Genomic DNA, 14,943 nt, shown 5'->3' with positions numbered 1-14,943 from the left:
CGGTAGCGGGTGGCGGCCTGCGCTACCGTCGTCCCACGGGGAATCCGGCACACCCGCCCCGGAGGGGACAGCGTGGGGATCGAGAGCGACAAGGTCGTCTACGAGTATCTGAGCCGCGTCGGTGACGTGGCTCAGCAGCGGCAGCTGTCCTCCGCCACCCGGATGCGCCTGGTCTCGCAGCTGCGCGACGAGATCGACCGGCGCCGCGCCAAGGCCGTCGTCGACAGCCCCGCCGCCGTGCGCCGCATCATCGACCGCCTCGGCAGCCCCGACGAGGTGGTCGCCGCCGCAGGTGACGCCGGCACCCGCCCGGAACCACCCCCGACGGCCGTCCCTGCCAACGGGACCAGAAACGAAGCGCAGCATGCTGCCCGCCCCGCCCCGCCGAACCCTGCCCCGGCACCCTCCGACGCCCGTCCCCGCCCACCGCGCCGGCGAGCACGAACTCGGCGACAGCGCGACGCAGCCCGACTGGTGGCGGGTGGACAACAGCCCGTTCGGCGTCGGCGACAGCGTGCCCGGCTTCGTGGGCGGAGTGGAGATCCCGGAGCTGCTGAAGCCACGCCGAAGGCCCCGCCAAGGAGCCCGAGCCGACGGTCGAGCACCCACCGGACCCGGACCTGGACGCGGACGAACCCGCCCCCGCCGCCGCCTGCTCCCGTCCCCCGGCACCTGGAGCAACCCCCTGCTGCTCCTCGCCGCCGCCCTCCTGGTCGCCGGCGCGGTACTCGGCAACCTGCTCGCCCTCGCCTTCGGCTGGCTCATCGCCTACGCCTCGCGCCGCCTGACCCGCGCAGAAGTGAAATGGGCGGTCATGGGCCTGCCCGCCCTGGCGGTCACCGCCGGTTTCATCTGGCTCTGGGGCAGAACCGACGGCCGCTGGGGCACCCCCGTCCCCGAGGGCCACATGAACGACGCCCTCGCCGAAACCTGGCCCTGGGTCCTACGAGGCGCGGCCCTGGCATCGGCCCTGTTCCTGGTATGGCGCTCCCAAAAGGACCGCTAGCCAGGCGAAGACGGGAAAGCCGCCGAGCAGCGGTAGCCACCCGTGCGAAGACGGGAAAGCCGCCGTACCACGGGAGCGGGTCGGGGCGGTGTGGCGCAGTCCGCCGCTTGGCTGGTCCCCACGTCGGCCCACTGTGGCAGCAGGCAGAGGGGCGCAACCCGCGGCGGACTCGCCACACCGCCCCGACCCCGCCCACCCACCGGCACAAACCCCACTGCCCAACCGCCGGAGGCACCCCGCACAATGGCCCATATGATTTCGCGCCCGCCCACCGTCGGCTTCGACCTCGACATGACGCTCATAGACTCCCGCCCCGGCATCCACGCCTGCTACCTGGCACTGGCCGAGCGGACCGGAACGTACATCGACGCCGACCTGGCGATCACCCGCCTGGGGCCGCCGTTGGAGGAGGAACTGCGCAACTGGTTCCCGGCCGCGGACGTGCCCGCCGTGGCCGACGTCTACCGCGCGATGTACCCGACGATCGCCATCACCGCCACGCCCGCCCTGCCCGGCGCCCACGAGGCGATAGAGGCCGTCCGGGCGGCCGGCGGACGCGCGGTCGTCGTCACCGCCAAGTACGAGCCCAACGCCAAGCTGCACCTCACCCACCTCGGCATCGAGCCCGACGCGGTGATCGGCAACCTGTGGGCGGAGGCCAAGGCGGAGGCACTGCGCGAGCACGCCGCGAGCGTGTACGTCGGCGACCACACCGGCGACATACGCGGCGCCCGCGCGGCCGGCGCGCTGTCGGTGACCGTGGCGACCGGCCCGTGCGACGCCGACGAACTGCACGCCGCGGGCGCGGACGTCGTCCTCGCCGGCCTTGGCGAGTTCCCGGAGTGGCTTTCGGCCTATCTCGAAGCCGCACCGGAAGCGGTCGACGCACCGCGCGCCTGACGCCGCCCCGCCGCGATCGCCTGGAACACTCCTGCCCCGGCGATGAGGAAGCCGACCCCCATGAGCATGCTCAATACGAACATGTAGGTCGGAAAAGGCGTCGTCCCGAGGAACAGCGGGGCCACCGTGACGAGAGTGGCCACGGCCCCGACGACGAAGACGACGGCACCGGCACGGATCAGTCGGTCACCGGGCGCGGCGGAATTCGGTTGGGTTTTGTCACGCACCCGACCAGGGTAGTTCCCAGCGCGAAGGAACAACCGGGCGACGTCTTGTCACCGGCCTGAAGACCATTAGCCTTGGTACCGGCGGGTCACGGACGACCCGCCCGAGTGCTATCAAGAGCCGTTTCAGAAGCAGTTTTCCGACGAGTACGAGGACGAGGACAGACGTGCCTACCGGCAAGGTCAAGTGGTTCAACAGTGAGAAGGGCTTCGGCTTTCTCTCCCGCGACGACGGCGGTGACGTCTTCGTCCATTCCTCCGTTCTCCCCGCCGGAGTCGAGACGCTCAAGCCAGGTCAGCGCGTGGAGTTCGGGGTGGTCGCCGGACAGCGCGGCGACCAGGCCCTCTCGGTCACCCTCCTGGACCCGACCCCGTCGGTCGCGGCCGCACAGCGCAAGAAGCCGGACGAGCTGGCCTCCATCGTCCAGGATCTGACGACCCTCCTGGAGAACATCACCCCGATGCTCGAAAAGGGTCGCTACCCCGACAAGGCCTCCGGCAAGAAGATCGCCGGCCTGCTCCGAGCGGTCGCCGACCAGCTCGACGTGTAAACCCCGACACAAGCCCCCGACTAGGGGAAATCCAGCGCTTCCGGCCCGAGGGGCGGCACCAGCCCCTCGGCCGCCGCGCGCGTGAGCAGTCCGCGTACGGCCGCGTAGCCGTCCTCGCCGAGACCGGCGGTGAACTCGTTGACGTACAGCCCGATGTGCTGGTCGGCGACGTCCGGGTCCATCTCCTGCGCGTGCTCCATCACATACGGACGGGACACCTCGGGGTCGTCCCAGGCCGCCCGTACAGAGGCACGGACGGACTCGGCGAGCAGCGTCAGCGTGTCCGCCCCCAGTGACCGCTTGGCGATGATCGCGCCCAGCGGGATGGGCAGCCCGGTGGTGTTCTCCCAGTGCTCGCCCATGTCCGCGAGCTTGTGCAGCCCGTAGTTCTGGTACGTGAACCGTGCCTCGTGGATCACCAGTCCCGCGTCGACCTTCCCGTCCCGCACGGCGGGCATGATCTCGTGGAAGGGCATGACCACGATCTCGCCCACCCCACCGGAGAGGGTGGCCGCCCACAGCCGGAACAGCAGATACGCCGTCGACCTCTCGCTGGGCACCGCGACCGTACGGCCCGCCAGTCCCCCACTGCCGAAAGCGTGGGAGGTGCCCCCATCGCCCGGCTCCCGGGTCAGCACCAGCGGACCGCACCCCCGCCCCAGCGCCCCGCCGCACGGCAGCAGCGCGTACTCGCCGAGGACGTACGGCAGCACCGCGTACGACACCTTCAGCACGTCGAACTCGCCGCGCTCGGCCATGCCGTTGGTGATGTCGATGTCCGCGAAGGTCACGTCGAGCGCGGGAGCGCCGGGCACGCGGCCGTGGGCGAGGGCGTCGAAGACGAAGGTGTCGTTGGGGCAGGGGGAGTACGCGATCTGCAGCGAACGCATGTCAGGGCTCATGGTTGCTTCCAACTCTCCAGTACGGGCGCGAGCTTCCCGAATCCCTCGGTGAGCGCCGCCAGAGCCTCGCCGATCCGCCAGGCGGCGCGGTCGCGCGGGCCGACCGGGTTGGACACCGCGCGCAGCTCCAGGACGGGTGTGCCGTGCGCGGCGGCGGCCTCGGCGACGCCGAAGCCCTCCATGGCCTCGGCGAGGGCGCGCGGGTGGCGGGCGCGCAGGGCGGCGGCACGGGCCGCGGTGCCGGTCACCGTCGACACGGTGAGGACCGGGCCGACGCGGGCTCCGGTGGCGTCGGCGGCGGCCTGTACGAGGGCGGGTGGCGGACAGTGGGTGACGGTGCCGAAGCCCAGCTCCGTGACCGGCAGAAAGCCGTCGGCGGTCGCGGCGCCCAGGTCGGCCGCGGTGATCTCGTCGGCGAGGACGAGCGAGCCGACGGGAGCTTCGGGTGCGAAGCCGCCGGCGATCCCGGCCGAGACGACCAGGGCGTACGGGGTGCCGGCCAGGGCGGCGGCGGTGAGGACGGCCGCGGTGGAGGCGGCGGCGAGGGCGGGGCCGACGCCGGCGGCGAGGAGGTCGGGGCCGGCGGGGGCCGGTGCAGGACGGCTCCGGGGAGTGCCACGTCCGTGACCGGGCCGGGGAACGCACGTGCCACCGCGTCCCGTTCGGCCGGGACGGCGGTGGCTACGAGAATGCGTGCGGGGAACACTGCGGGGGGAGGGGTCAGGCGTCCTTCTTCAGCCTGAAGTTCCACAGGCCGGTGGGGGCCTGCTGTTCGCCGCCCATGATGGAGACGAGCGTGGAGTTGCCCTGGGCGCCGTACTGGGCGTTGAAGAACACGCTGCCCGGGATGGTCCGGTACGTCTTGGTGCTGGAGTCGGTGAGCGGCTGACCGTTCATCAGGATCGTCCAGCCCTTGTCCGCGATCTTCGGGTCCACACCGAAGCGCACGGTCTCGTCGGGGTCGACCGAGATGGACTTGATGTCCTCCCCCTTCAGGCACCCGGACCGCTCTTCGGCCGGGAGAGCGTCACCCTCGTGGTAGCAGGTGGCCTCCGAACTGACCGAGCTCGAACCGACGGTGATCGTCGACATCGGCGACGGCTTGTCGCAGGCCGACAGGACGAGCAGTCCGGCGGAAACGGCGCCGGCGGCGGCGACGGCGCGGCGGCGTCGCACAACGGATTGCATCGTGGTCATGTCCGAAGGCTATCGGTCACGCGCGACCCGCTCCCCACGCGGGGTACAGGCCATGCCGTGCGTTACGCCACTCGCCCGCCCCCTGCGCCACCCGCGACTCGCCCGTCCCTACACCACCCGCGCCCGGGCCGCACCCCCGCGCCGCGCCGAGCCGAGCAGGCCGCGGACGGTCGTCAGCCAGCCGGCGGCGACGATGCAGGCGGCCACGACGAGGCCGAGGGTGCCGTTCAGGGGCAGTGCTATGCCGATCGCGCCGCCGATCACCCACGACATCTGCAGGAGGGTCTCCGAGCGGGCGAACGCCGACGTCCGCACCAGCTCCGGTACGTCCCGCTGGATCAGCGCGTCCAGGGACAGCTTGGCCAGTGCCTGGGCGAACCCGGCGACCGCCGCCAGGCACGCCACCAGGAACGCGCCGAAGAACACCGCCGCCGTGATCGCCACGCCCAGCTCGACCGCCACGACGGTCACGATGATCAGCTCCGGCGCCCGTGCCCGCAGGGCCGCCCCCACCGTCGTACCCAGCGCGTTGCCCACGCCCGCCGCGACCGCCACCATGCCCAGCGACACCGCCGCGCTCTGCCCGGTCATGGGGTGCTCGCGCAGCAGGAAGGCCAGGAAGAAGATCAGGAACCCGGCGAGGCAGCGGATCGCCGCGTTGACGCCGAGCGCGTGGGTGACCGCCGTCCCGACCGTCCTGAGCCCCGGCCGCTTGACCGGCCGCAGGTGCGGCCCGTGCAGATGGTCGGCGTCCGCGGCGAGCAGCGCAGTGTCCTCGCCCTTGGCCGAGTCCACCTTCGGCGGCAGGGAGAACGACAGGAACATTCCGGCCATGAAGATCACGAACGCGCCGTACAGCGGCCAGCGCGGCCCGATCGCCTGCAGCCCCGCCCCGACCGGCGCCGCCACACCGGTCGCCAGCAGCCCGCCGAGGGTGACCCGGGAGTTGGCCTTCACCAGGGAGAACCCGGGCGGCAGCAGCCGGGGCACCACGGCGCTTCTGACCACCCCGTACGCCTTCGACGCGACGAGCACGCCGAGCGCCGCCGGATACAACTCGATACCGCCGGTGATGACGGCCCCGGACAGCACCAGCGCGAGCAGCGCCCGGGCCAGCATCGCGCCCGCCATCGCCGCGCGGCGGCCGTGCGGGAGCCGGTCGAGCAGCGGGCCGATCACCGGCGCGAGCAGGGTGAACGGCGCCATGGTGATGGCGAGGTAGAGCGCGACACGCCCGCGGGCCTCGTCGGTCGGCACCGAGAAGAAGACGGTGGAGGCCAGCGCCACGGTGATCATGACATCGCCCGCGCCGTTCACGCCGTGCAGCTCGATCAGCTTGCCGAGCCCCGACTCACCGGCGCCGTGCGCGTGGGTCGCCTTGCGGATACCGCGGGCCGTACCCGTCAGCGGGAAGTGCAGGGCACGGCCGAGCGAACGGAGTGAGCCACGCGTCCGGCCCGTTCCGCTGCGTCCGCTGCTGCCCTTGATGCCGCTTGCCACCCCGTCATAGTGCCCCGAGAGCGGCGTCCGTAGTGCGGTTACGGCGCGTATGGGCGTGCACTTCACAGGCCGCCGCGTCCGGTGGGCGGGCCGGAAAGACCGCCGGGAAGCAGCGAAGACTCCCGCCGGTGTAGGCCCAGCGCCGGACAACAGGTAGCGTGCGTATCTCGGCCATCCCGCAGAATGGATGGTGACAGGTGCGCCCGAGCGCGATGGCGCGCGGACGTCGACGCGGTCCCCAGGTCCGCTCCGTCCGCCCCGACGCCTCAAGGCACCGCACCCGAGAGACGGCGTAGGAGAGAAGCGATACCTGTGAGCGCAGCGACCACGCGAAGCCGCACCCCCGACCGCCTGTGCGCCGAGGCCGTCGACCTCGCCCGCGCCGCAGCCGAGGAGGCCGCCGCGCCCGGGGTCGTCGGGGAGCACGTCGGCACGGCCTCCGAGGGCGACCGCGTTGTCACGCACTTCTTCGAGTGCAAGGAGCTCGGGTACCGCGGCTGGCGCTGGGCCGTGACGGTGGCCAGGGCGTCCCGCGCGAAGATCGTCACGCTGGACGAGGTCGTCCTGCTGCCCGGCCCGGACGCGCTGCTGGCGCCGGAGTGGGTGCCGTGGAGCGAGCGGCTGCGCCCCGGCGACATGGGGCCCGGCGACCTGCTTCCCACGGACGCCGAGGATCTGCGGCTGGAGCCGGGCTTCACCGGCGAGGAGGAGCCGCCGCCGAACTCCGCGGTGTCCGCGGACATGGCGGAACTGGTCGAGGCCGAGGACGCCGAGGTCACGGCGGGCCCGCCGGCCACCCTCCCGACGGCACCCCTGCGCGGCTCGATCGCGGCGGTCGCCGAGGAACTGGGCATGCGGCGCGCCCGGGTGCTGTCCCGGTACGGGCTGCATGTGGCCGCCGACCGCTGGGAGGAGGGCTTCGGTGCGAAGACGCCGATGGCGCAGGCGGCGCCGGCGTCCTGCGCCAGCTGCGGCTTCCTGGTGCCGATCGGAGGGTCGCTGGGGCAGGCCTTCGGGGTCTGTGCGAACGAGTTCTCGCCGGCCGACGGCCGGGTGGTGTCGCTGGCGTACGGGTGCGGTGGGCACTCCGAGGCCGCGGTGATGCCGAAGCCGCCGCAGCCGACCGAGCCGGTGATCGACGAGACGCGGGTGGATCCGTTCCCGCTGCGGCCGGCGCGGGATTCCGGGTCGGTTCCGGAGGTGCCCGACGAGTCGGCGGCCGAGCTGGGGCACTCGTAGCGTCCCGACTCCGGGGCCGGCCGAGATCGTGACGTCACGGTCGTCGCTCCCGCGCGATACCTTCTCCTCACGGCGATGAGGAGAGTGAACGTGAGCAAGTTCGTGCGGCCTGCCGCCGAAGGTGCGGACCCCTTCGGGACGGCTCGTCTGCGGCGCGGAGTGCTGGATGCCTGGGCGACCAGCCCGGCGCGGTTCCGTGAGGACGCGAACGCCGAGGAGGATCTCGTCCTCGGCGGCTATCGGGACCGGCTCGTCGTGGAGCTGGCGCAGAACGCCGCCGACGCCGCCGCCCGCGCCGGCGTGCCCGGCCGGCTCCGGCTCACCCTCCGCGACGGTGTCCTCTTCGCCGCCAACACCGGCGCCCCCCTGGACGCCGCCGGCGTCGAGTCGCTGGCCACGCTCCGCGCCTCCGCCAAGCGGGACACGCCGTCCATCGGCCGCTTCGGCGTCGGTTTCGCCGCCGTACTGGCCGTCACCGACGAGCCCGCCGTCGTCGGCCGGCACGGCGGTGTCCGCTGGTCCCTGGCCGAGGCCCGTGACCTCGCCGCCGACACCGCCCGGCACAGCCCCGGCCTGGGTGACGAGATCCGCCGGCGGGACGGGCACGTGCCCCTGCTGCGGCTGCCGTTCGCCGCCGAGGGCACCGCGCCCGATCCGTACGACACCGTCGTCATCCTGCCGCTGCGCGACACCGCCGCCGCCGATCTCGCCGAGCGGCTGCTGCGCGCCGTCGACGACTCCCTGCTGCTCACCCTGCCGGGACTGGAAGAGGTCGTCGTCGAGATCGACGGCGACGCCCCCCGCACCGTGCGCCGCAGCACCGACGGCGCCTTCACGGTCGTGGAGGACTCCCGCGACGGCGTCACCCACTGGCGTACCTCCTCCGCCCACGGCCCCCTCACGCCCGAGCTGCTCGCCGGCCGCCCCGTCGAGGAGCGGCTGCGCCCCCACTGGTCCGTCACCTGGGCGTGCCATCGACGCCGCCCACGGCACCCCCGTCCGGCCCCGCACAGCCCCGTCGTGACGCCCCACCCCCAGCGACGAGCCCCTCGGCGTGCCCGCCCTGCTCATCGCGTCGTTCCCGCTGGACACCACCCGTCGGCACGCCGCGCCCGGCCCGCTGACCGACTTCGTCGTGCAGCGCGCGGCGGACGCATACGCCGAACTCCTCGCCGAATGGCGGCCGGTGACCGAGGCGATCATCGACCTCGTGCCCGGCCCGCTGGGGAAGGGCGAGCTGGACGGGGCGCTGCGGCAGGCGATTCTCGAGCGGCTGCCGCGGACGTCCTTCCTGCCGCCGGCCGTTGCGCCCGCCGGTGACGGCTCCGACGAGCTGCCCGAGTCCCTCCGGCCACGGGACGCCGAGGTCGTCGAGGGCGCCGGTGCCGACACCGTACGGGTCCTCGCCGAGGTGCTGCCCACGCTGCTGCCCGCCGGGCTGGAACGGCGGGTCGAACTGCGCACGCTCGGGGTGGCCCGGGTCCGGCTGAGCGACGCCGTCGACCGGCTGGCCGGCCTGGAGAAGGAGCCCGGCTGGTGGCGGCGGCTGTACGACAGCCTCGCCGGGGTGGATCCGGACCGGCTCACCGGGCTGCCCGTGCCGCTCGCCGACGGGCGCACGACGATCGGGCCCCGGCAGGTCCTGCTGCCCACCCCGGACGCCGCCCGCATCGACCCCGAGGTCCTCGCCCGGCTCGGCCTCAAGGTCGCCCACCCGGACGCCGCGCACCCGCTCCTGGAGAAGCTCGGCGCCCTGCCCGCGACGCCGCGGGCCGTGCTCACCACCCCCCAGGTGCGCGCCGCCGTCGCCGCCTCCCTCGACGACGAGGGCGGCGCCCTCTGGGAGGAGGACGCCCCGGACGCCGAGGAGCTGGCGGACACCGTCCTCGCGCTCGTGCGGGACGCCGGGCTCGAACCCGGTGACGAGCCCTGGCTGGGCGCCCTCGCCCTCCCGGACGAGGAGGGGGAACTGGCCCCGGCAGGCGAACTCGTCTTCCCCGGCAGCCCCTTCGCCCAGGTCATGCGTGAGGGTGAACTCGCCTTCGTCGACGCCGAGCTGGCCGGGCGCTTCGGTGAGCAGCCGCTCGCCGCCTGTGGCGTCCTCGCCGACTTCGCGCTGGTCCGCGCCACCGACGTCGTCCTCGATCCCGATGAACTCGAGCCCCGCGAAGGGGACTTCGCCGAGCCCGACGACCCCGGTCTGCTGGACGCCGTGGACGTCTGGTGCGAGGACATCCTCGACCGCTTCCCGGACTCGCCGGTGCCGCCGGTGGCGACGGAACTCATCGCCGTACGGGATCTGGATCTCGTGGACGACGACAAGTGGTCACAGGCTCTTGCTCTGCTGTCGCAACCCCCCTTGCGTGACGCCGTCGTTCAGAGCATGCGCATCCTGCTGCCCGACGGCACCCATGAGGTCGTACGGCCCTACACGGCGTGGTGGCTGCGCGGGCACCCGGTGCTCGACGGACGCCGCCCCGCCGGGCTGCTCGCCGCCGGTGGGGATCCGCTGCTGCGCGGCCTGTACGACGAGGCCGACGCCACCGGCTTCGACGACGAGCAGGTGCTGCGGGCGCTCGGCGTACGGACGTCGGTGGCGGCCCTCCTCGACGAGCCGGGCGGCGCCGCCGAGCTGCTGGAGCGGCTCGCCGACCCCGAGCGGCAGGTCACCGGCGCCCAACTGCACGGACTGTACGGCGCGTTGGCCGAGCTGGACCCGGATCAGGTGACCCTGCCGGACGAGCTGCGGGCGGTCGTCGACGGGCGGGTCGAGGTCGTGGACGCGGCCGACGCGGTGGTCGTCGACTCGCCGGACCTGCTGCCGTTCACCGAGGGTGTGCCCCTGCTGCCGGTGCCGCCGGCCCGGGCCGCCGAGCTTGCGGAGCTGTTCCAGGTGCGGCGGCTGAGCGAGTCCGTCACCGGTGAGGTGGACTCCGAGGGCACCGAGCACGAGGTGCCGGAGCCGGTGCGGGTGCTGCTGGGCCCGCGGACGCCCGACACGTACGTCGAGCACGAGGAACTCGTCGTCGACGGTGTGGAGATCGACTGGCGGGTCACCTCCGACGGCGTACTGCACGCCGCCACGCTGGAGGGTGTCGCCGCCGGTCTCGCCTGGGCGGCGGGCCAGTGGCCGCGGCGCTTCGAGGTGGCGGCACTGCTGGAGGACCCGTCACGGACGGCGGAGCTGGCGCGGGACCGGTGGTTCGACTGAGGCGTTCACGGAGCCTCAGAATTTCCCCCACAAAATTTTCGTACGACGTGCAACCATTCACACCAGTCACGTGTCAGATCATGCGAGCCAACAGGCTCCAAGATCACTTGGGCCCCGGCCGACGACGAGCCGTAGGGAACGACCACAGTCGGGGCCCCTCTCCACGTGGGGAACACATGCGTATGCGAGCCACCGTGGCTGCTGTCACCGGCGCCCTGGCCCTGTCCGCTCTCGCCGTGCCGTTCGCGCAGGCCGACTCGCGGGATGCCGCGAGCCTGGACCGGCCGAGCGCTGCCGAGCGTTTCGACACCTCTTCCGCCAAGTCGGCGTTCAGCACGGCCGCCGCCGTGCCCACCGTTTCCAACGTGACGGTGAACGCGGGCAAGAACCTCGTGTTCGGCACCACCACCGTCAAGACCTTCACGGTGTCCCTGACCGCCACCCACGAGAGCGGCATCGCGGACGCCTACATCGACCTATGGCACGGCACCGACGTCGAAACCGACGTCGACGGCTACCTCGGCCCGAACGAGGAGGCCGCCACCTGCACCGCCTCCAGCGCCACGACGTCGACCTGCAAGCTCACCATCACCGGTGACACCTACGTCGACCTGCTCAAGAACTCGCTGGCCGGCAACTGGCACGTGACGGCGGGCGTGCTCTCCAACGACGGCGAGATCTACTGGAACGACTACTACAAGACCCACAAGGTCCAGCGCGCGTCGAAGCTGACGGTCAACGCCTCGCCGGAGCCGGTGGTGAAGGGCAAGACCATCACGGTCAGCGGCAAGCTGTCCCGCGCCAACTGGGAGACCCTCACCTACTCCGGCCTGCCCAGCGGCCAGTCCGTGGTGCTGCAGTTCCGCAAGGCGGGCACCACCAACTACACCAACGTGAAGGGCATCAAGACGGCCACGGGCGGCGCCCTGAAGACGACCGTCACGGCCTCCACCGACGGCTACTTCCGCTTCAACTACGCGGGCATCACGAGCACGGCGCCGGCCACCGTCGCCGGTGACTTCGTCGACGTGAAGTAAGCACCAGCACGACTGCTGCCCGGCCCCGGAAGCCATCCGGGGCCGGGTGCTTTTTTCCCAACTTTCCCTGCCGGAGCAACCGTTACCGGCATTCGCCTATCTGATCAGGTGAGCCAACAGGCTCCACGATCACTCACTGGGGAACGCATGCGTATACGAGCCACCGTCGCCGCCGTGACCGGCGCCCTGGCCCTCTCCGCTCTCGCCGTACCGGCCGCTCAGGCCGCCGATGTCTCCGGCGCCGACTACCGCGAGGCCGTCGCGAAGATCCGCCAGGCCGCCCACGCCCCCTCCGGTGCGACGGCGTTCAGCACCAAGGCCGCCCAGGACGAGCCGTACGCCCTGGACGCCTCCTTCTCCAACTTCAAGATCGCCAAGGCGGTCAAGGTCGGCACCACCGGCCACTACTCCACGACGGTCACCTACACGCTGACCCATGGAGCGGACGTCGACATCACCGCGCAGGACTTCCTGACCGGCCCCTACCTCTACCGGGGCGCCTTCGCCACGCCCGACACCACCCTGTTCGGCGTGAAGCCGGCCACCTGCACGACCGCCACGGCGACCACCGCCACCTGCACCGGAAAGATCGACGTCTACCCGGGCGAGGGCGACCTGCTCAACTCCGACGCCGGCACCTGGAAGGGTGCGGCACTGGCCATCGCGTACAACGGCCAGGACCCGGCGGGCGAGAACTTCGACATCACCAAGGTCGGGTACGCCGACCAGGGCGACCTCGGCACCACGCTGGTGCAGCGCGGCTCCAAGCTGACGGTCAACGCCTCGCCGGAGCCGGTGAAGAAGGACGCGACCCTCACGATCACGGGCAAGCTGACCCGCGCCAACTGGGAGACGGGCACGTACGTCGGTCTGCCCAGCGGCCAGAAGGTGGTGCTGCAGTTCCGCAAGGCGGGCACCACCAACTACACCAACGTCAAGGGCATCCAGACCGCGGCGGGCGGCGCCCTGAAGACCACGGTGAAGGCCTCGGTCGACGGTTACTGGCGCTTCACCTACGCCGGTATCACCAGCACCGCGCCGGCCACCGTGGCCGGTGACTACGTCGACGTGAATTAGGCCCTAGGCGGGAACCCGGCGGTCGACCCACTTCCACAGGAACTCCAGGGCGACCGCCGCACCCGCGGCGATCCCCACCGCGATCCATGGCATCGTCACGCCCACCAGCTTCAGCGCAAAGAACTCCTGCAACCACGGCACCACCAGCACCACCAGGAACCCCGCCCCCATCGTCGCCACCAGCCCGATCCGCCACCAGGTGTACGGCCGGGCGATGATCGCCAGCACCCACATCGCGATCAGGAACAGCGTCAGCGTCGCCGCGCTGGTCTCCGCGTCCAACGCGCCCGGACCGGTGTAGTACTGACGGGCCATCAGGTACGTCCCGAAGGTCGCCAGCGCGGCCAGCGCCCCGCCCGGTATCGCGTACCGCATCACCCGCCGCACGAAGTGGGGTTTCGCGCGTTCCTTGTTGGGCGCGAGGGCCAGGAAGAACGCCGGGACACCGATCGTCAGCGTCGACAGCAGGGTCAGATGACGCGGCAGGAACGGGTACTCGACCTGCCAGCACACCACCAGGACGGCCAGCAGCACCGAGTAGACCGTCTTCACCAGGAACAGCGTGGCGACCCGGGTGATGTTGCCGATCACTCGCCGGCCCTCCGCGACCACCGACGGCAGGGTGGCGAAGCTGTTGTTCAGCAGCACGATCTGCGCCACCGCCCGGGTTGCCTCCGAGCCGGTGCCCATCGCGACCCCGATGTCGGCGTCCTTCAGGGCGAGGACGTCGTTCACCCCGTCGCCGGTCATGGCGACCGTGTGCCCGCGGGACTGGAGCGCCCCCACCATGTCCCGTTTCTGCTGCGGGGTGACCCGCCCGAACACCGTGCCCTCGTCGAGGGCCCGGCCCATACCGTCCCGGTCGGCGGGCAGCCGACGGGCGTCGACCGTGCTGCCGTCGAGCCCGAGCTTGCTCGCCACCGCGCCCACCGACACCGCGTTGTCACCGGAGATGACCTTGGCGCGGACGTTCTGCTCGGCGAAGTAGCGCAGGGTGTCGGCGGCGTCCGGCCGCAGCCGTTGCTCCAGTACGACGAGGGCGGCGGGCCTGGCGTCCCGGGTGACGTCGGGGGAGTCGAGGTCGCCGGAGGTACGGGCGAGCAGCAGAACCCTGAGGCCCTCCTCGTTCAGCCGCTCGGTCTCGGCGAGGGCGGGATCGTCCTCCGCGAGCAGCACGTCGGGGGCGCCCAGCAGCCACGTACTGGCCTCGCCGTTGCCCTCGCTGAAGGACGCCCCGCTGTACTTGCGGGCGGAGGAGAAGGGCAGCGCCTCGGTGACGCGCCACTCCTCGCCGTCCGGGTAGGCGGAGATGATCGCCTGGAGGGAGGCGTTCGGCCGGGGGTCGGACTCGCCGAGGGCGCCGAGGACCTGCCGTACGTAGGTCTCGTCGTGGCCGTCCAGCAGGCGCAGCGCGGTGACGTCCATGCCGCCCTCGGTGAGGGTGCCCGTCTTGTCCAGGCAGACGGTGTCGACGCGGGCGAGGCCCTCGATCGCGGGCAGCTCCTGCACCAGACACTGTTTCCGGCCGAGCCGGATGACGCCGATCGCGAAGGCGACGGAGGTGAGCAGGACGAGCCCCTCCGGGACCATCGGCACGATGCCGCCGACCGTGCGGGCGAGGGAGTCCTTGAGGTCGTTGTTCTTGACCACGAGCTGGCTGATGATCAGGCCGATCGCGGTCGGGACCATCATCCACGTCACGTACTTGAGGATCGTGGAGATCCCGGAGCGCAGCTCGGAGTGGACGAGGGTGAAGCGGGAGGCCTCGTCGGCGAGCTGGGCGGCGTACGCCTCACGTCCCACCTTGGTCGCCTGGAACGCGCCACCGCCCGCGACCACGAAGCTTCCGGACATGACCTGGTCCCCCGGCCGTTTGACGACCGGATCGGCCTCACCGGTGAGCAGGGACTCGTCGATCTCCAGCCCGTCGGCCTCGACGCACACCCCGTCGACGACGACCTTGTCCCCCGGCCCGATCTCGATCAGATCGTCCAGCACGATCTCGGACGTACTGACCTCTGCGGTGACCCCCTCGCGTCGTACGGTCGGCCGTACCTCGCCGATCAGGGCGAGGGAGTCGAGGGTCTTCTTCGCCCGCC

General features: G+C 72.1%; 10 protein-coding genes and 3 pseudogenes. 7 read left to right on the top strand and 6 right to left on the bottom strand.

Annotated elements, in window-relative coordinates:
• The first annotated feature begins 72 nt into the window (after positions 1 to 72).
• A pseudogene (locus StrepF001_RS13115) lies at positions 73 to 1,006 on the top strand (hypothetical protein).
• Positions 1,007 to 1,258: 252 nt separating this feature from the next.
• Positions 1,259 to 1,906 (top strand): haloacid dehalogenase-like hydrolase, encoded by a 648-nt coding sequence (locus StrepF001_RS13110; protein ID WP_129798466.1) that lies wholly within the window; start codon positions 1,259 to 1,261, stop codon positions 1,904 to 1,906.
• On the opposite strand, the gene StrepF001_RS13105 is transcribed toward StrepF001_RS13110, so the two are convergent.
• The gene (locus tag StrepF001_RS13105; protein ID WP_129798465.1) at positions 1,861 to 2,133 is read right to left on the bottom strand and encodes a hypothetical protein; all 273 of its coding nucleotides are present in this window, start codon (positions 2,131 to 2,133) and stop codon (positions 1,861 to 1,863) included. The two genes, StrepF001_RS13110 and StrepF001_RS13105, sit on opposite strands and share 46 nt — an antisense overlap.
• Before the next feature lie 164 nt (positions 2,134 to 2,297).
• Between StrepF001_RS13105 and StrepF001_RS49500 the strand changes: the two genes are divergently transcribed.
• The gene (locus StrepF001_RS49500; protein WP_129798464.1) at positions 2,298 to 2,681 is read left to right on the top strand and encodes a cold-shock protein; all 384 of its coding nucleotides are present in this window, start codon (positions 2,298 to 2,300) and stop codon (positions 2,679 to 2,681) included.
• Positions 2,682 to 2,701: 20 nt separating this feature from the next.
• Here the strand turns inward: StrepF001_RS49500 and StrepF001_RS13095 are convergent, their stop codons facing one another.
• From StrepF001_RS13095 to StrepF001_RS13080, 4 genes and pseudogenes are all read right to left on the bottom strand, one after another.
• The gene (locus StrepF001_RS13095) at positions 2,702 to 3,583 is read right to left on the bottom strand and encodes a 1,4-dihydroxy-6-naphthoate synthase (protein WP_240797488.1); all 882 of its coding nucleotides are present in this window, start codon (positions 3,581 to 3,583) and stop codon (positions 2,702 to 2,704) included.
• Positions 3,580 to 4,235, bottom strand: a pseudogene (locus tag StrepF001_RS13090) (futalosine hydrolase). The gene StrepF001_RS13095 and the pseudogene StrepF001_RS13090 overlap by 4 nt, the downstream one beginning before the upstream one ends.
• A 68-nt stretch (positions 4,236 to 4,303) precedes the next feature.
• Entirely contained in the window at positions 4,304 to 4,771 is a 468-nt protein-coding gene (locus StrepF001_RS13085; RefSeq protein WP_206306875.1) for a DUF2771 domain-containing protein, read from the bottom strand.
• Positions 4,772 to 4,888: 117 nt separating this feature from the next.
• On the bottom strand, positions 4,889 to 6,280 hold the full coding sequence (locus tag StrepF001_RS13080; RefSeq protein ID WP_206306848.1) for an MFS transporter: 1,392 nt from the start codon (positions 6,278 to 6,280) through the stop codon (positions 4,889 to 4,891).
• A 312-nt stretch (positions 6,281 to 6,592) separates the two neighbouring features.
• On the opposite strand from StrepF001_RS13080, the gene StrepF001_RS13075 reads away from it, so the two are divergent.
• The 4 genes and pseudogenes from StrepF001_RS13075 to StrepF001_RS13060 all read left to right on the top strand — a co-directional run bounded on the left by StrepF001_RS13075 (position 6,593) and on the right by StrepF001_RS13060 (position 12,844).
• Positions 6,593 to 7,519: a DUF3027 domain-containing protein gene (locus StrepF001_RS13075; RefSeq protein ID WP_129798462.1), complete on the top strand. Its 927-nt coding sequence runs from the start codon at positions 6,593 to 6,595 to the stop codon at positions 7,517 to 7,519.
• Between the two features lie 90 nt (positions 7,520 to 7,609).
• Positions 7,610 to 10,730, top strand: a pseudogene (locus StrepF001_RS13070) (molecular chaperone Hsp90).
• Between the two features lie 176 nt (positions 10,731 to 10,906).
• Complete coding sequence (locus StrepF001_RS13065; protein ID WP_129798461.1) at positions 10,907 to 11,767, top strand: calcium-binding protein; 861 nt, start codon at positions 10,907 to 10,909, stop codon at positions 11,765 to 11,767.
• 147 nt (positions 11,768 to 11,914) lie between these two features.
• Positions 11,915 to 12,844, top strand: a complete 930-nt coding sequence (locus tag StrepF001_RS13060) for a hypothetical protein (protein ID WP_129798460.1) — start codon at positions 11,915 to 11,917, stop codon at positions 12,842 to 12,844.
• Positions 12,845 to 12,847: 3 nt separating this feature from the next.
• Here the strand turns inward: StrepF001_RS13060 and StrepF001_RS13055 are convergent.
• A partial coding sequence (locus StrepF001_RS13055) for an HAD-IC family P-type ATPase (protein WP_129798459.1) occupies positions 12,848 to 14,943 on the bottom strand: 2,096 nt, incomplete at its 5' end.

Origin of the sequence: Streptomyces sp. F001 (genome assembly GCF_004187715.1) — a bacterium.
Classification (GTDB): domain Bacteria; phylum Actinomycetota; class Actinomycetes; order Streptomycetales; family Streptomycetaceae; genus Streptomyces; species Streptomyces flavusporus.
Note: the sequence above shows the minus strand (reverse complement) of the source record. Positions and strands in the feature narration are given on the sequence as shown.

Coding starts and splice junctions, on each gene's coding strand:
- StrepF001_RS13085 (WP_206306875.1), bottom strand. CDS start 4,771: ATGCAATCCGTTGTGCGACGCCGCCGCGCCGTCGCCGCCGCCGGCGCC.
- StrepF001_RS13065 (WP_129798461.1), top strand. CDS start 10,907: ATGCGTATGCGAGCCACCGTGGCTGCTGTCACCGGCGCCCTGGCCCTG.
- StrepF001_RS13095 (WP_240797488.1), bottom strand. CDS start 3,583: ATGAGCCCTGACATGCGTTCGCTGCAGATCGCGTACTCCCCCTGCCCC.
- StrepF001_RS13110 (WP_129798466.1), top strand. CDS start 1,259: ATGATTTCGCGCCCGCCCACCGTCGGCTTCGACCTCGACATGACGCTC.
- StrepF001_RS13060 (WP_129798460.1), top strand. CDS start 11,915: ATGCGTATACGAGCCACCGTCGCCGCCGTGACCGGCGCCCTGGCCCTC.